Consider the following 16,970-nt stretch of genomic DNA (forward strand, 5'->3'; position numbering starts at 1 on the left):
ATTGAAATGGTATATATTAGCTATTTCCTGCATAGCTTTTAATCTGGCAGTTGCTGATGATATCAGTAAACTTAATTAAACCCTCTTTTTCATTTCTTCTTTTGAAAGCGCGAATAATATTTGCTTAAAGGCACGATATTCCAGGGTAAGACCTGCCATTAATTTCTCTAACTGTTTGTGTTTAGCAACAATATCTATATCAATCAAAGTATAGGTACCTTTAGCCTTTTCGGCAAGGTTTTTCATTTGCTGTTTCAGGATTCCATCTATATGCTGCTCGTGTGCTTCCAGCTGATACAGGTCTATCTTAATCTGTCTAATTTTTTTAATTTGGTCTATTTCGAGGCATCGGGCAATGAGATCATTCAGCAGGTGATGCAGAAAAACGGTTTCGATTCGAAAAAATGTATTATCAGCGGCCCATTGATTCACGATGGTGTAATCCTGCATAGCCGCATCTATATCTTGATCTATAGTTTCCATATTTGATTTTTTATAATTTATGTATTAACCCGTGAAATATATCTTCTTAATAAGGAAAAATCAATATCGGAAGCATAAGGTGTGATGGCAAGCGATCAGGAATAGACGTGCCGAAGATTTCTTCAAAATGAAACCGGTGGTTTTCTAACACCAACAGATCGGTATCCATTCCGTTGACTAAAACATCGACCGCTTTATTCATATCTCTTTCCCTGATATTTTGATAATTAAGTTGCGGATACCCAAGCAAGGGATAAATACTTTCTTTAAAAATCATTTCAGCATAATTATCATCCAGATGCGGCAAGCCACTGGCAGATAAATGTGCTATCAGAAGCGACGCCTGATATGGTTTGGCCAACGCTATCAAATAACGGAGTATCTCTATCCTGCAATAACGGAGGTCGGCAGTATAAACAATGTGGTCGAAGCTTTTCTGGTCGAAGTTTTCGGGAATCAGCATTAAAGGGCATTGGATATTGTTTAGAATAGCCTGAAGGTTCAATTTACCAAAAGCGCCATAGCCTTGAATGTCGCTAACCACCATCCATACACCACGTGTATTGATCAACGCCGTGATATCTGCCTCCGTGTATGTTGCCTCAGGCAATACCCGAATATCCGGTTTAAAAGGTTGATCAGGATAATTTATCCTATTCAATTCCTCCAACAAGCTGTCTACTGGTTCCGTTACAAGTACACCGGGGACATTCATGGGCACATGGGCATAGGTGTTAACAGGAAGCTTTTCACTAACCGGCTTTATATTTGCCAGCAGCAAATGAGCGCCTGTTTGCTGAGCTATGGAAAATGCCAGCAAAGCTGCCGGATGAGAGGCTGAGAAAAAATCATTAATAACAAGGATAGTTTTCATAAGTATTTGTATATAAGTTGAATACTTAGTAAACTTATCACATTAGCACCTCATTAAAAATGACTGGTATCAGTATGAAATATGACGTACATCAGTTTCTCACATATCCATCGCTAAACAACTATAGGAGCATGATAAACTTGCGTGTAATACTCATCAGCAAGCCGGGCTGATTCAAACTTTGGCAACACATCAGCCGCCGCGTTTTTCATAATCTTTAACCATTGCTTTTGGTTACCATAATACATTGGGAGTATGGTATTTTCCAAAGTAGCCATCAGGCTTTTGTTTTCCAGGCCATCCTTTTCTTCCACAGAAAGCTCGCTTGATGCAGGTTCAATCAAAAAACAGTTTTCTTTATCCCTGGCAAACTCCGGCACCCAGCCGTCGGGCAACGACAGATTAATACTCCCATTCATGGCAGCGGCCATCCCGCTGGTGCCCGAGGCCTCCCGGTACATCCTTGGCGTATTAAGCCACACATCTGATCCTTTTTTCAGTAGAGCCGATAAACCCAGTTCATATCCAGTAAGCACGGCACAATTGGCAAAAGGTTTAGCACGGGCTATGATCTGATTAAACAAGCTGATAGCACCTGTGTCTTCCGGATAGGGTTTACCCGCCCAGATGATCTGAACCGGATATTTCTTGTTATTTACAAGACTCATAAACTTATCCCAGTCCTGCATCATTAGGTCGGCCCGCTTGTATCCCGCAAAGCGCCTGGCCCATACAATGGTCAGCACATTTTCGTCAAACAATTTCCCGCATTGATCGGCAACTACCTTAAACAATGCTCGTTTCATCACTTTTTTCCTGACGGTGATTGCGTCGTTATCTTTGGCGCTAATCGCCTGCGCCAGCAATGTGTCCTGCCAGTAGGTTTTGTTCTGGGCATTAGTGATAGAAATGATATCGCACACACCCGGGTTACTGCCCCACATTTGCCGGGCCACTTCGCCATGAAGTTTCGAGACACCATTTGCTTTGCGTGAAAATTTGAGTGCTGCCAGCGTATAATTGAAGTAATCTCCTTCCATTCCCAACAATGATTTTACTTCATGCTCCTGCATGTGGTAAAAAAGCGACATCTCTTTCAGCAAGCCATAACCATGTGCTTCATTACCGGCTAATTCCGGCGTATGGGTAGTAAAAACTACCCTTTTCCGCACCTCATCCAAACTCTTATATTTGGCATACAGGTAAAAATTAAGCGAAACGGAATGCCCTTCGTTCATATGATAAACATCCGGTTCGATACCTAAGCTATCGAGCAGCATAGCGCCACCAATACCTAACACAATTGTTTGGGCTATACGGGTTGCCTCGTTGGAATCGTACAAACTGTGTGTGATTGACCTGGAGACCTCATCGTTTTCCGGAAGATCTGTACTTAGTAAGAATAAAGGTGCTGAACCAAATGTTTCAGGTCTTAGTAACCAGGCTTTAACATGTACCGGTGCATCGTGTACCGGCACTGTAAAGGTTATCCCGATATCGGTTAAAAAGGAGTACTGTTTTTCAATGAACTCCGGCTTCATAAACCCGTTCCCATCTCTCCCCTGGTCATAATAACCGTATTTCCACAGCATACCTATACCTATCAGGTTTTGCTTTAATTCATAAGCGCTCCTTAAATGCGAACCCGATAAAAACCCCAGCCCACCACTATAGATCTTAAGCGCCTGGTCAATCGCGAACTCCATAGAAAAATAAGCGACTGAAGTTTTATATTTCGCATTCGGCGCATAGCCAAAAATCTCTTTTTGTGTAAGCATGTCTAATTATTTATCCGGTAAGGTACCCATTTAAAATACTTATCGGCCTCTATTTCCTGTTCTACCAGTTGAATATTGGCATCTACCAAATTAATGTGCAGGTCCTCATAATGATCTTTCCGGTATTGCAATAATTCAGGAAGGCCTGTTTCTCCTTTCTTAATTAATTTTTCTATATGTACCAGCGCCCATGCTTTGGCCTTTTCCATAGCACCGACCAGGCTGACACATTGATAACATAGTTCATACTCCAGTCGTAAGGTATAAACAATATCTCCGTAACCAGTTAACAAGTGCCTTCCCGGCTTAAAGTCATTAGTAGAAACCCTGGTCACGGTTGTATCGTTCCTGTCAACACGATAATAGCAGTCATAATTGTGTCTTTCCAGTCTCACAGGCATATCCATATCTATTGTTTCCATTTCCAATTAAGTATTTCGGGCATATCCTTGCCATTGGCATTGATATAATGTTTGTGTTCAATCAATTTATCCATCAATAACTGCTTCAGGTAAACCCCTTTGCTGCCGGTTTGTGGCAAGCGGTCAAGCACGTCGATGACCAGGTGAAACCTGTCCATCTCGTTCAGCACCGTCATATCAAAAGACGTGGTGATGGTTCCCTCCTCTTTATAGCCGCGTACATGCATATTCACATTGTTTGCCCGGTTATAGGTAAGACGGTGTACCAGCCATGGGTAACCGTGAAAAGCGAATACGACCGGCTTATTGGTAGTAAATAAAGCGTCATAATCCTTATCTGTAAGGCCATGCGTATGTTCCGTACTTTTCTGCAGCTTAAAAAGATCTACCACGTTAACTACCCTGATCTTTAACTCGGGTAGATGTTCCCGTAGAATAGATACCGCAGCCAGTGTTTCTAAAGTAGGTACATCACCGCTGCAGGCCATGATTACATCCGGCTCTGCCTCTTGGTCGTTACTTGCAAAATCCCAGATGCCAATACCGCGGGTACAATGTTCTACCGCCTGCTCCATGTTGAGCCATTGCGGTGCAGGGTGTTTGCCCGCCACGATCACGTTCACGTAATGATAGCTGCGCAGGCAATGATCCATCACCGACAGCAGACAATTGGCATCGGGCGGTAAATAAACCCTAACAATGGTAGCTTTTTTGTTCACCACATGATCCAGGAAGCCGGGATCCTGGTGGGTAAAGCCATTATGGTCCTGACGCCATACGGTAGATGTCAGTAATATGTTAAGAGAAGCGATCCGCTTGCGCCAGGGTAGTTCCAGACTTGCTTTCAGCCATTTGGCATGCTGATTAAACATAGAATCTACGATATGTATAAAAGCTTCATAACAATTAAACAAACCGTGCCTGCCGGTAAGCAGGTAACCTTCCAGCCAGCCTTCGCACTGGTGTTCACTCAGCATCTCCATTACGCTGCCATCAGCTGCCAGGAACTCATCATGCTCGGTTATGGGCGCATCCCATTGGCGGTTGGTTGCTTCAAATACCACATCCAGCCGGTTAGATACCGTTTCATCCGGACCGAAGATCCTGAAATTGCGCTTCTCCTGGTTCTCTTTGATCACATCCCGCAGGAAACGACCACTCACATAAGTATCCCCTTCACCATCAGCACCGGGATTTTCCACAACGGTGGCGTAGTCCCTGAAATTGGGCAGGCGCAGATCGCGCAATAAGTTACCTCCGTTGGTATGCGGGTTGGCCCCCATCCTCCGGTCACCTTTCGGTGCCAGTTCGGTCAGTTCAGGGATCAGTTTGCCTTGTTCGTCAAATAATTCTTCGGGGTGATAGCTTTTCATCCATTCTTCCAGCATTTGCAAATGCTCAGGTGGGGCGGATGCCGAGACAGCCAGCGGGATCTGATGCGCCCTGAAATTACCTTCAATTTTATAACCGTCCACTTCCTTTGGCCCTGTCCAACCTTTGGGCGACCGCAGTACAATCATCGGCCAGCGTGGGCGATCGCTGTTCGGATGCTCCGAGTCATATTTTATTTGTTTGATCCGGCCAACCGCATAATCCAAAGCGGCTGCCATGTCCCGGTGCATCTTCTCCGGTTCGTCACCTTCCACAAAGATGGGGTTCCAGCCATAACCACAAAACAACTGTTCCAGTTCTTCTTCGGTAATGCGGGCCAGAACAGTGGGATTCGAAATCTTATAGCCATTCAGGTGTAAGATGGGTAATACCGTTCCGTCTGTACGCGGATTCAGGAACTTATTGGAATGCCAGGCCGTAGCTAAAGGCCCGGTTTCAGCTTCGCCATCACCAACTACACAGGCCACCACCAGATCCGGGTTATCCAGCACCGCACCAAAAGCATGGCTCAGTGAGTAACCCAGTTCTCCGCCTTCATGTATGGATCCAGGTGTTTGCGGTGAGGCATGACTGGGGATTCCTCCGGGATAAGAAAACTGGGTGAACAGTTTTTTAAGTCCATCCTCATCCTGGGTAATATTGGGATAAACTTCGGTGTATGTACCTTCCAGGTAAGTGCCGGCCACTACAGCAGGGCCACCATGGCCGGGACCGGAAACATAGATCATATTCAAATCGTATTTGTTAATGATCCGATTAAGATGCGTATAAATAAAATTTTGCCCGGGCGTAGTGCCCCAATGCCCCAGCAACATGTTTTTGACATGTTCCAGCTTCAGAGGCTCTTTAAGCAACGGGTTATGCCGTAGATATAATTGCCCTACTGACAGGTAATTTGCAGCGCGCCAATAGGCGTGTATCTTTTGTAGTAATTTAGGGGATAATTCCTCCACTTCTATATTTGATAATTCGGTTTCCATAATAATTATTATTTAATAGCTGTTTGTGTATGTTGTGCAATCATTGCTTCTTCATTGGTTTTCATCACCAGTACATTTACCCGGCTTCTTGCCAATGAAATATTTTTTTTGTTATCATAATTTGATTTTTTATCGAGATTGATTCCCAGGAATCCCAGGTCCAGGCAGATACGTTCGCGGATAATGGCAGAATTTTCGCCGATCCCCCCGGTAAAAACCAGCGTATCCAGCCCTCCCATGGCCGCTGCGAGTGAACCTATAAACTTTCGGGCCTGGTAACAAAACATGGTGATGGCAGCTAAAGCTTTGGGATCTTTAGCTTCCATTTTTAGTAAGACCTGAACATCACTTTTACCCGCAATAGCCTTTAGCCCAGAACCCTTACTCAGTAATTCATCCAATTGGGTAACGGTAAGTCCTCCTTGTTTCAACAGAAATAATATAACACCCGGATCGAGATCTCCGGAACGGGTGCCCATCACCAATCCACCTATCGGACTTAAGCCCATGGTTGTTTCAATACAGGTTCCGTATTTTACTGCAGCCATGCTGGCTCCGTTGCCCAAATGAGCAATAATGATTTTCTGTGCTTTTATCTTTACCATATCGGATTTCAGCTTCTGCATAATGTATTCATAAGAAAGTCCGTGAAAACCGTAATGTAATAGCCCTTGCTCCCTGTATTTGGCAGGGAGTGGGTAATATTTGGCTTCATCGGGCATATTCTTATGAAAGGCGGTATCGAAACAAGCAACCTGCGGCAATCCTGGGAAAGCGAATTGGAATGTTTTGATCGTTTTAAGCTCATCCGGCAAATGATTAGGCGCCAGGTAAATGAATTGGTGTAAGATTTCCAGCAGCCTATCGGTAATTAGTTCTGGTTCCCGGTGATCCGGCCCGCCCTGTACCAAACGATGACCTATAGCAAGCAGGCAATTTTTATACACACTGTTTTTAAACCAGCGGATAACTGCCTTTACAGCCGCATCCAGATCTTTAAAACCTGTTGCCTTATGTTCAATAGATTGTTCTCCTTTCCTGATATCGAAATTGCTTTCCGCGCTACCAATAGCATTCACACTACCTGTACATTCCGGCAGTAATGAGCCGGAATGGTACAAACTGAACTTTAGGCTGGACGAACCACAGTTGACGCTTAGAATATATGAGGATTGTTTTTCTTGCATGTAGATTGAGCGTAAATAGAAGACGTTAGTACCGGTAACAAAACTACAGGTCATGCTACCGGTTAAAAATGACCGCAATTGCGGTAACAAATGATAAGCGTCATTAATTATCCCGGCGTTCATTATGGCAGCAGGGTAATTTGGCGGCAGCGGCCGCTGATAGGAAAGGGGTTAAGAATATTACCTATTAAAGGAACCGCGATGGCTTTTGTTTCATAAAGATTCCCTGGTTTGTTAAAAAATGATCTTCGTCACTTTTCTGCTTGAAACTAATTACTTGTTGTATGATAGCTTATACTGATATTTGAACAATGGCCATTCGGTCAAATCTATATATGGAGAATGCTGCCCTTTTACGCGCGATAATTGACAATGCAATTGATGGTATTATTACTATCGATGCAAGAGGTAATATAGAATCGATCAATCCTGCTGCATGTAAACTATTCCAGTATTCACCGGAAGAAGTAATAGGTAAAAATGTATCTGTATTAATGCCACCTCCCGATAAGCAGCAACATGATGAATATTTAAACCGCTACCAGCGCACCGGGCATGCCCATATTATTGGTATTGGCCGCGAAGTAACCGGGTTAAGAAAAGATGGCATACGTTTCCCGTTTCGACTTGGAGTTAGCGAGGTAAAATATTCAGGACGACAGATCTATGCGGGGTTCATCCATGACCTGAGTCGTGAAAAAGAAGCTGAGCACCAACTCAAGGAATACGCAGCTCACCTGGAAGAGTTGGTGATGGAAAGAACACAATCTCTTCAGCACATGCTTGAAGCATTGAGCCAGGCAAAGGAAGAAGTTAGCCTTTCACTTGAAAAAGAAAAAGAACTTGGCCAGTTAAAAAGCCGTTTTGTATCTATGGCCTCGCACGAATTTCGTACGCCGCTAAGTGCGATGCAGCTTTCTGCATCCCTGATTGATAAATACGCACAGCCTTTTGACAACCCTAATATAACCAAGCACGTTGCCCGCATCAAACACGCGGTTGGCAACCTAACGGGTATCCTTAACGATTTTCTGTCCCTGGAAAAACTGGAAGCAGGACGGGTAGAACCAAGCTTCAGTCGATTTGACCTGGTTAAACTAGCCGAGGAGATCACCGAAGAAATGCAGATGCTGGCCAAACAAAACCAGAACATCATTTATCAGCATACCGGTATCAGCCATATAGCAAATCTGGATGCCAGCCTCCTTAAAAATTGCATCATCAACCTCATCGCCAACGCGATCAAGTATTCGGGGGAAAACACATTTATTGAGTTTAATACCGAGATCAACGAAGCCGGCTGCCACATCATCATTAAGGATAATGGCATCGGGATTCCCGAAGCAGACCAGAAACATCTTTTTGAAGCCTTTTTCAGGGCACATAACACGGGTAACATTCCAGGAACCGGCCTCGGTTTAAATATTGTGGCCCGTTATGCCAGCCTGATGAATGGCACCATTGATTTTAAAAGTAATGTGAACCATGGCACCTTATTTACCATTTCATTCCCCAACCTATGAGCAAAAAAGTATTGATCATCGAAGACAACCATGATATCCGTGAAAACATCGCGGAGATTTTACAGCTGGCCGGTTATACTGTATTTGAAGCTGATAACGGTAAAACGGGTGTCGACCTCGCCCTGAAAAACATCCCGGATATTATACTTTGCGATATCATGATGCCTGAACTGGATGGCTATGGCGTACTCTTTATGCTAAATAAGCATCCGGAGATGGCTACGGTACCATTTATCTTCTTAACCGCCAAAGCAGAACGGCTCGACCAGCGCAAAGGTATGGAAATGGGTGCCGATGATTACCTTACCAAGCCCTTTGATGATATGGAACTGCTGAACGCCATTGAAACAAGGCTTAAAAAACAAGATAGTATACAGCAGTTGTACAGTAAGAGCCTTGATCGCTTACATACACTGGTGGCCAAAAACGATGGTCTGGCCGAATTAAAAAAAATTATCCAGGAACGTAAAATACGACCATTTAAAAAAGGACAGGTAATTTATTACGAAGGAGATAAAGGTTATGGGCTTTACCTGGTGATGAGTGGCAAGATAAAAACCATAAAACAAGTTAGCGACGGCAGGGAACTCATGACCGGTATGTACGCTGCAGATGATTATCTGGGCATTCATGCCATTCTCAGTAATGAAACTTATGCGGATACAGCCACCGCTTTAGAAGACTGCCAGCTTTGCCTGATCCCCAAGGACCAACTGGATGAATTATTAAACCAGTATCCGGAAGTGGGCAGGGCATTCATCAAACTACTGGCAAATGATATTCGTGAAAAAGAAGAACAACTGTTGCAATTAGCTTATCATTCTGTACGTAAAAAAATGGCTGAAGCCATTCTACGCATTTACCGGCAACAGGACAGTGCAGAAATGAGCTTTAAGATATCCCGCGAAGACCTGGCTGCAATGGCCGGAATGGCTACCGAGACGGTAAGCCGTTCGCTGGCAGATTTTAAGGATGAAGGGCTGGTAGATAAAAAGGGCAGCACAATTACTATACTGAGCCTTGAACGTCTCATTAAAATGAAGAACTGACCAAGATCACTTTTTTGCCTGATGATAAGCATACCCTAAACGCCACCTTAACCATAGTTTTGTTTAATAAAACAGAATAGGATGAAAGCGGTAGCTTATAGTATCAAACCTTTTGAAAAAGAATACCTGGCCAAAGCCAACGAAAAAAAGCATGACATCACACTGATATCCAATGCACTAAGTTTGGATACCGCTATCTATGCTGATGGTAAGGATGCAGTTATCGTATTTACCAATGATGATGTGTCGGCAACAGTGATCGAAAAGCTGGCCAAATCAGGCGTAAAATATATTGTCACCCGCTCTACCGGTACCGATCATATAGATAAGGATGCGGCGGCCAAATTTGGTATTAAACTTGCCAACGTGCCCTCCTATTCGCCTCAGGCAATTGCCGAACACGCGGTTGCTATGGCATTCGCGCTAAACCGTCACCTGGTTACAGCAGACCAGCATAGCCATCACTTTGATTTCAGAAACGATGAACTGATCGGCTTTAATTTTGCCGGAAAAACCGTTGGTCTTGTTGGCCTGGGTAATACAGGCAAAGCAGTCGCGAAAATATTTAATGGATTGGGATGTAGCGTAATTGCCTGCGACCCAAACTTTCCCAAAAACCTGCATGACGTGGAATGTGTTAGTTTTGACGAGTTATTAACCACTGCCGATATTATTTCTTTGCATTTACCGCTTACAGCTGCCACGAAGCACTTGATTAAAAGGGAAACCGTCGACAAAATGAAGCGTGGTGTAATGCTGATCAATACCTCCAGAGGGGCGCTCATCAGAACAACAGATATCATAGTGGGATTAAAAAGTGGAAAAATAGGCTATCTCGGCCTTGATGTTTATGAATTTGAAAAAGGTTTGTTTTTTGAAGATCATGAAGACGACCTGGTCAAAGATCCTTTACTACACAGTTTGTTGAACTATCCCAATGTGCTGATTACACCACACCAGGCGTATTTAACCAAAGAAGCATTGCAGGAAATAGCCGATCAGACCATCAAAAACCTCGATCTATGGCAGCTCGATAAGTGCGTAGGAAAAGCCTGCGTATGCCAGAAAGACTGCCGGGCTATCAAAGACACCATTAAAGACTAAAATACCATGCCTGTTCCTGAAAACATTAACCTTGCGGCGAAATACAACGTGGCATTGCCCCGCTATACCAGTTACCCAACAATGCCTTACTGGGATACTGCCGCTTTTAATAGTAATGAATGGCAACATACCGTTAAGCGGTCATTCAAAGAAAGTAATGATTCAGAAGGGATCAGCATTTATATTCATTTACCCTTTTGCGAAAGTTTATGTACTTATTGCGGCTGCAATACCCGCATAACTAAAAACCACCGCGTTGAAGAGCCATACATTAAAGCACTGTTATTAGAGTGGTCTATGTATAAAAACATTTTTGGCAAAAAACCCCTCATCCGCGAGATTCACCTTGGGGGTGGCACCCCAACGTTTTTTAGTGCAGAAAACTTAAAAACACTGATCAGTGGTATTCTTCTTCATACAGATCTTCATCCCGATGCGGCATTTAGCTTTGAGGCGCATCCGGCCAATACCACTGTTGACCATTTACAGGTATTGTATGATCTTGGATTTAGGCGGTTAAGCCTGGGAATCCAGGATTTTGACCCGGGGGTCCAATTCATTATTAATCGCCAGCAAAGCTTCGCGCAGGTGCAGGTGGTTACCGGCCAGGCGCGCCGCATAGGTTATACATCTGTTAATTATGATCTCATCTACGGCCTTCCATTACAAACCTTGCAGGGTTTAGCCGCTACTATACAACAGGTAGCCGAACTGATGCCCGATAGGATAGCCTTTTACAGCTATGCACACGTACCCTGGATAAAACCGGGTCAACGCCGTTTTACAGAAAATGACCTGCCAAATGCTGGGGCCAAAAAAAAGTTACAGGAAACCGGTCGTGCTTTATTGAATAGTTACGGTTATTCGGAGATAGGCATGGATCATTTTGCATTACCCGGCGATGAGCTTTTCACAGCCCTGAAAAACGGTACGCTTTATCGTAATTTCATGGGTTATACCAATCAACACACGCAATTATTGATAGGGCTTGGGGTATCTGCCATAAGCGATTCAGGCTATGCCTTCGCTCAGAATGCAAAAAATGTGGAGGAATACCTACAGGTGTTAAAACAAGTAGGATTGCCCGTATTTAAAGGGCACTTACTTACTGCCGACGACCTGATGATACGTAAACATATCCAAAACATCATGTGCAAAGGTGAAACCTCGTGGAACCATCACCTGGAGCCCTGTGTTTCACTACTTGCCGGTATAGATCGTTTACAGCCTTTGGCCGATGACGGATTGATTGAACTTAATTCCTGGGGATTAAAAGTAACGGCCTTGGGTAAAGGTTTTTTAAGAAACATTAGCATGGCACTCGATGCCAGGTTATGGGCTGATAAGCCGGCCATGCAGTTGTTCAGCATGGCTATCTAAAAAAGAAAGGAGAACTTGTTTAAGTTCTCCTCTTCTCATCGTATATAATTGTTGCTTATWTAATTAGGCCTGGCTATTTCTAATACTACGCGTCCCTCGATATCCCCTTTCTTCATTTCATCAAAAACCGAATTGATATCTTCAAGTTTCGCAGTGCGAACGGTTGCTTTTACCTTCCCGTCCAGCGCGAAATCAATTGCTTCCTGCATGTCTTTACGCGTACCTACAATGGAACCGCGGACTGTGTAACGGTTGATCACGGTATCAAATATCGGCAGATCGAAACCGCCTTTTGGCAAGCCGTTTAAAGCGATAGTTCCCTTGCGCCTTAATGCCGATATACCTTGTTTAAAAGCAATAGGCGAAACCGCCGTTACCAATACCCCATGCATACCACCTGTTTCTTTCTTTAAAAATTCACCCGGATCCTGTTCCAGCGCGTTAACCGTTAAGTCGGCGCCCAAACTTTTAGCCAGGTTTAATTTGTCATCGGCTATATCAATAGCGGCCACATGCAAACCCATCGCCTTAGCATATTGAACAGCCAGATGTCCTAAACCACCAATACCCGATATGGCAATCCATTCGCCAGGTTTAGCTTCTGTCTCTTTTATCCCTTTATAAACTGTAACACCGGCGCAAATGATGGGCGCCATTTGGGTAAAGTTGATATTGGCCGGAAAATGCGCCACATACCGTGCATCTGCGGTAACATATTCTGCAAAGCCACCATCCACGCTATACCCGCCGTTTTGCTGCGTATCGCAAAGGGTTTCCCACCCGGTGATGCAAAACTCGCAACAACCACAGGCGCTGAAAAGCCAGGGCACACCCACAATATCTCCCTCTTTTACATTTTTAACACCCCGGCCTAAAGCAACTACATAGCCTAAAGCCTCGTGCCCCGGTATTAGCGGCAGCTTCGGCTTCGCGGGCCAGTCGCCCTGGCAGGCGTGCAGATCCGTATGGCATACGCCGCAGGCTATCACCTTCACCACTATTTGATTTTCGCCCGGTTCTTTCACCAGCATTTCTTCGATATGCAGCGCTTGTCCAAATTCATGGATCACCGCTGCTTTCATTGTTTTAGGTAGCATATGTTTTTGTTAGGCGTACGTTGAATTATAATATAAAAACAGCCAGCATAGCCAGGTGTATAATTACACTGGCTGCAAAGAAAGATAATACGGTTCTGATACCAGAACCGCCCATGCCGGCAATGATATTGGCAAAGAATAAAACCATGGTAATACCCAGCATAACGATGGATGCATCAAAATAATACATCAAAACAGCGGGGATTGGCAAAAAAAGTACACCCTGCATTATCAGGGAAACCAGGAACCACATGGTTTTATTAGGGGCCTGACTATCTGCTATGACCAGCCATTTGTTCCATAAAGTTGTATTGTTGTTTTGATCAGTTGTTGCTGCTGTCCAGGTTGGGGTGTTTAATTTTAAAGTTGCCATGATTGATATGTTTTAATAGATCAAAGATGCTTAGGAAAGCCATTTTAAACCATGATGGGCATCTATCTAAAAACTGATCTTCATCACTTTTCACCCTTAAACGGATGCTGTAATTGCTGGTAATAACGTTTAACAGCTATCCGGAAAACATCGTATATTAAAATATAGATCAATAAGGACACAGGTATAAAGAATGCGTAAAACCTCATCAAACGAAACAGATAAGCCCCGCCTAAGGCGCCGCACATAAAAAATAAAATGATGGCCGACCTCAGCTTGATCCGGGATACAAGGGCTGCCCGATCATCAGGCTTTTTTTGAAGGAACTGCGCCAGCTCTATCCCCAGATCTGTAAAAGTACCTGTCAGATGGGTTGTTCTGACAACCGACCCGGAAACCATAGATACCTGCGAGTTTTGCAGGCCCATAGCAAAAAGCAAACTACCTGCAAACACTTCTTTAGCTACCAGGCTATGATCTTAACGGTAACCCAGTAAGGCTACTGTTAATAATATGGCTATCTCGATAAAAATAGGAACAACATAGGAAAAACGTTGGTTACGGCCAATACGCGCTACTATTAAACCGCAGATAAAAGCGCCGGCTAAAAATAAAAACATCCACAAAGCTATTACCCGCGCGACTTTCCAATCCTGTAAGGCAATCCGTTCGGCAAAGAGCGCGGCATGTCCGGTAACATTGGTTGTTAAAATCGCAAAACCCAAAAAACCGGCAGCGTTAACAAACCCGACAGTTAAACCCAGCAACGAAGCCAGTTTAACATTATGTCCGTAAGTCCGTTTGGTGCCCAGGTGCCTTAACATACCAATTGGGGGTTATTAATGACAAACGCTGATACCCGATGATTGGATCTTCGGACTCAGGTATGGGACATTTAAATTCATCCCCCGGAGGACGAACCAAAAGCCCAGGCAAACCATCAGGTATGGCATAGTACGGTTGATGCGTCGGCGGATAACCGGACCGACAAAACCGGAGCTAATAGTAGCCAGCAGCATAAGCGGAAAGGTGCCCATTCCAAACCAAAACATATATTGTGCAGCCAATACAGGCGATCTTGTGTTAATTGCGCCAACCAATGCCAGATAAACAAAGCCGCATGGCAAAAACCCATTCAGTATGCCAACTATTAAATGACCGGCTTTATGATTAAGCGCATAATTTAACAATCGGGCAACCGGCGATAATAGTTTAGCTGCGCCCGGATTTTTTGAAAACCTTATCTTGAATAAACGCGACAGGCCAGCCATCATAATAAACAAGCCACTTAAAAAGCTTACGCCCTGCTGCAGGCCGGCAAGCCATAGTTGCTTTCCTAATAAACCAATCAATAACCCCAAAAAAGAATAAGTAATAACACGGCCCATATTATACAGCAGTTTATCGCTCACTATTAGCCACCATTTGGTTTGGAAGGACGGAATAGCCAGCGCAAGTGGCCCGCACATGCCTATACAATGCACACTGCCAAATAAGCCGATAAAAAAAGCGATGCTATTGTTGCTCATTTGATATAGATCTCCTGTTGATAGAGGTATGCTTTGTGGTTACTTTCCCAGTTCAGTACCAATTGCCACCTGCCAATAACCATATTCTGAACGGGGATGCTCATGCGCTTTCCCCTTATGCTATCCAGTTTAATAACATTGTCCAATGCTGCATTTGCCGGTCTTATAAATTTGATAGTGCCGGATGCCGGTTTACTAAATGCGATGTTTACTGTTTTCCCTGCAACTTCAATTAACGGCTGGGCATGATCCCGTTGAACCTGCTGCTCTTTATTATAATCCTTATTGAAATTGAGGCCCTTTTCATAATATTGGTGATCATATCCGTCATCGGGTGCCATAAACATACAAACACACATGCTGATTATATATATCATAAAAAGCACCATTCCTCCAATAATTCCTTTTCCCCAGTTCATCATATTAATCGTTTACTGGCCCTACAAACGCGGTAGTTAGCGTTTGCATAACTTTATGGTTTTGGATCAGTTGTAAGCTGATTGTTGTTTTTGCTGAATGTATTTTACCAGCCGGAACCAGTATAAAAAACACTGCTTTGGCAGCTGTACCCCCAATGATAGTGCCCGGTGCTTGTATATACTTCACTTTAACAGCAGGATCAACCGGCTGTATGGTTATGAGTTTATTCGCCTTGGTTTTATTAATAATTTCGGCGTTATATATATTACTGATATAGCCCCCAGGTTGTTCCTGATAAAGCATTCCCGCGCCGCGCATCACCGTCATATTTAAATCACTGYGGCTAAATATAAAATAGCAGAGCACCGTAATTAATAAGGTAATTATAACCGTGTATGCCTTCATCCTGCCGGTAAATGTGGGCCTCACCTGGTTTTGGATCATATTTTCTGAATAAAAGCCAACCAGGTTAACCGGCTTTTTTATTTTGACCATCACCTCATTACAAACATCAATACAGGCTGTGCAGTTGATGCATTCCATCTGTGTGCCATTTCGAATATCGATACCTGTTGGGCAAACGGATACGCACAAGCCACAATCCACACAATCGCCTTTGGAAGTGTTAAGTTCCGCATCCCTGGATAATTTTCCGCGGGGATCGCCACGTACACTATCATAAGCCACCACCAGTGTATTTTGGTCAAGCAACACACCCTGCAAGCGACCATATGGGCAAATGACGGTACATACCAATTCACGCATCTGGCTATACACCAAATAAAAGAGGATAGTAAACACCCAAATACTGATAAAACCCGACCAATGCAAGGTGAGTGGTTCTGTAATGATCTTTAACAGGCTTTCGCTCCCGATAAGGTAAGCCAAAAAGGTATTAGCGATGAGGAAAGAAAAAAAGAGGAACAACAAATGCTTGCCCGTTTTCTTACATATTTTCTCCTTATCCCAGGGTTTTGCATCTAATGCTCTGCGTTTCCCGGCATCCCCTCCTATCCAGAACTCTATCTTTCGAAAAACCATCTCCATAAAAATGGTTTGCGGGCATATCCACCCGCAAAAGATACGCCCGAAAACAATGGTGAACAGTACCACGCAAACCAGGAAAACCAATGTAGCCAGCACGAACAGAAAGATATCCTGCGGCCAGAAAACCTGCCCAAGTATTACAAACTGCCGGTCCATAAAATTGAGCAACAGCAAAGGCTGACCGTTGATCCGTATAAACGGACCGGCAAAAAAAATGACAAGGTAAAAATAGCTTACCCAACTGCGCCATTTATATAAAACACCTTTGCGCAGCAGCGGGTACATCCACTTCCGTTCTCCTGTTTCCTTTCCCGCCAGTAATCCGTCCATAA

At 43.9% G+C, this 16,970-nt stretch carries 15 protein-coding genes and 1 pseudogene; 4 read left to right on the plus strand and 12 right to left on the minus strand.

The window, feature by feature from the left end; translation table 11 throughout:
- Positions 1-75: 75 nt before the first annotated feature.
- From AC1DRQ_RS03330 to AC1DRQ_RS03355, 6 genes are all read right to left on the minus strand, one after another.
- Entirely contained in the window at positions 76-483 is a 408-nt protein-coding gene (locus AC1DRQ_RS03330) for a hypothetical protein (RefSeq protein WP_477422194.1), read from the minus strand.
- Positions 484-529: 46 nt separating this feature from the next.
- The gene (locus AC1DRQ_RS03335; RefSeq protein WP_477422195.1) at positions 530-1,357 is read right to left on the minus strand and encodes a hypothetical protein; all 828 of its coding nucleotides are present in this window, start codon (positions 1,355-1,357) and stop codon (positions 530-532) included.
- 113 nt (positions 1,358-1,470) lie between these two features.
- Positions 1,471-3,135 (minus strand): alpha-glucan family phosphorylase, encoded by a 1,665-nt coding sequence (gene glgP, locus AC1DRQ_RS03340; protein WP_477422196.1) that lies wholly within the window; start codon positions 3,133-3,135, stop codon positions 1,471-1,473.
- Between the two features lie 2 nt (positions 3,136-3,137).
- The gene (locus tag AC1DRQ_RS03345) at positions 3,138-3,557 is read right to left on the minus strand and encodes a hypothetical protein (RefSeq protein WP_429397937.1); all 420 of its coding nucleotides are present in this window, start codon (positions 3,555-3,557) and stop codon (positions 3,138-3,140) included.
- Positions 3,545-5,929: a phosphoketolase family protein gene (locus tag AC1DRQ_RS03350; protein ID WP_477422197.1), complete on the minus strand. Its 2,385-nt coding sequence runs from the start codon at positions 5,927-5,929 to the stop codon at positions 3,545-3,547. Before AC1DRQ_RS03350 ends, AC1DRQ_RS03345 begins: the two co-directional genes overlap by 13 nt.
- A gap of 8 nt (positions 5,930-5,937) precedes the next feature.
- Positions 5,938-7,239: an acetate/propionate family kinase gene (locus AC1DRQ_RS03355; protein WP_477422198.1), complete on the minus strand. Its 1,302-nt coding sequence runs from the start codon at positions 7,237-7,239 to the stop codon at positions 5,938-5,940.
- Positions 7,240-7,451: 212 nt separating this feature from the next.
- On the opposite strand from AC1DRQ_RS03355, the gene AC1DRQ_RS03360 reads away from it, so the two are divergent.
- The 4 genes from AC1DRQ_RS03360 (at position 7,452) to hemN (ending at position 12,172) form a co-directional block, all read left to right on the plus strand.
- A complete protein-coding gene (locus AC1DRQ_RS03360; protein WP_477422199.1) occupies positions 7,452-8,639 on the plus strand; it encodes a PAS domain-containing sensor histidine kinase in 1,188 nt (395 codons plus the stop codon).
- Positions 8,636-9,688 carry a response regulator gene (locus AC1DRQ_RS03365; protein ID WP_477422200.1) on the plus strand — a complete coding sequence of 351 codons (1,053 nt, stop codon included), beginning with the start codon at positions 8,636-8,638 and terminating at the stop codon, positions 9,686-9,688. Before AC1DRQ_RS03360 ends, AC1DRQ_RS03365 begins: the two co-directional genes overlap by 4 nt.
- An 81-nt stretch (positions 9,689-9,769) precedes the next feature.
- Positions 9,770-10,792: a 2-hydroxyacid dehydrogenase gene (locus AC1DRQ_RS03370; protein ID WP_477422201.1), complete on the plus strand. Its 1,023-nt coding sequence runs from the start codon at positions 9,770-9,772 to the stop codon at positions 10,790-10,792.
- Positions 10,793-10,798: 6 nt separating this feature from the next.
- On the plus strand, positions 10,799-12,172 hold the full coding sequence (gene hemN / locus AC1DRQ_RS03375; protein ID WP_477422202.1) for an oxygen-independent coproporphyrinogen III oxidase: 1,374 nt from the start codon (positions 10,799-10,801) through the stop codon (positions 12,170-12,172).
- A 35-nt stretch (positions 12,173-12,207) separates the two neighbouring features.
- On the opposite strand, the gene adhP is transcribed toward hemN, so the two are convergent.
- The 6 genes and pseudogenes from adhP to ccoG all read right to left on the minus strand — a co-directional run bounded on the left by adhP (position 12,208) and on the right by ccoG (position 16,968).
- Positions 12,208-13,269, minus strand: coding sequence for an alcohol dehydrogenase AdhP (gene adhP, locus AC1DRQ_RS03380; protein WP_477422203.1), 1,062 nt, complete (start codon positions 13,267-13,269; stop codon positions 12,208-12,210).
- 25 nt (positions 13,270-13,294) lie between these two features.
- Positions 13,295-13,642, minus strand: a complete 348-nt coding sequence (locus AC1DRQ_RS03385; protein ID WP_477422204.1) for a hypothetical protein — start codon at positions 13,640-13,642, stop codon at positions 13,295-13,297.
- Positions 13,643-13,725: 83 nt separating this feature from the next.
- Positions 13,726-14,466 (minus strand): annotated as a pseudogene (locus AC1DRQ_RS03390) (YoaK family protein).
- 15 nt (positions 14,467-14,481) lie between these two features.
- Positions 14,482-15,171, minus strand: a complete 690-nt coding sequence (locus AC1DRQ_RS03395; protein WP_477422205.1) for a sulfite exporter TauE/SafE family protein — start codon at positions 15,169-15,171, stop codon at positions 14,482-14,484.
- Complete coding sequence (locus AC1DRQ_RS03400; RefSeq protein ID WP_477422206.1) at positions 15,168-15,593, minus strand: FixH family protein; 426 nt, start codon at positions 15,591-15,593, stop codon at positions 15,168-15,170. Before AC1DRQ_RS03400 ends, AC1DRQ_RS03395 begins: the two co-directional genes overlap by 4 nt.
- A gap of 1 nt (position 15,594) precedes the next feature.
- Positions 15,595-16,968 (minus strand): cytochrome c oxidase accessory protein CcoG, encoded by a 1,374-nt coding sequence (gene ccoG / locus AC1DRQ_RS03405; RefSeq protein ID WP_477422207.1) that lies wholly within the window; start codon positions 16,966-16,968, stop codon positions 15,595-15,597.
- Positions 16,969-16,970: the final 2 nt, after the last annotated feature.

It is taken from the genome of Mucilaginibacter sp. P4_E8, from assembly GCF_056401495.1.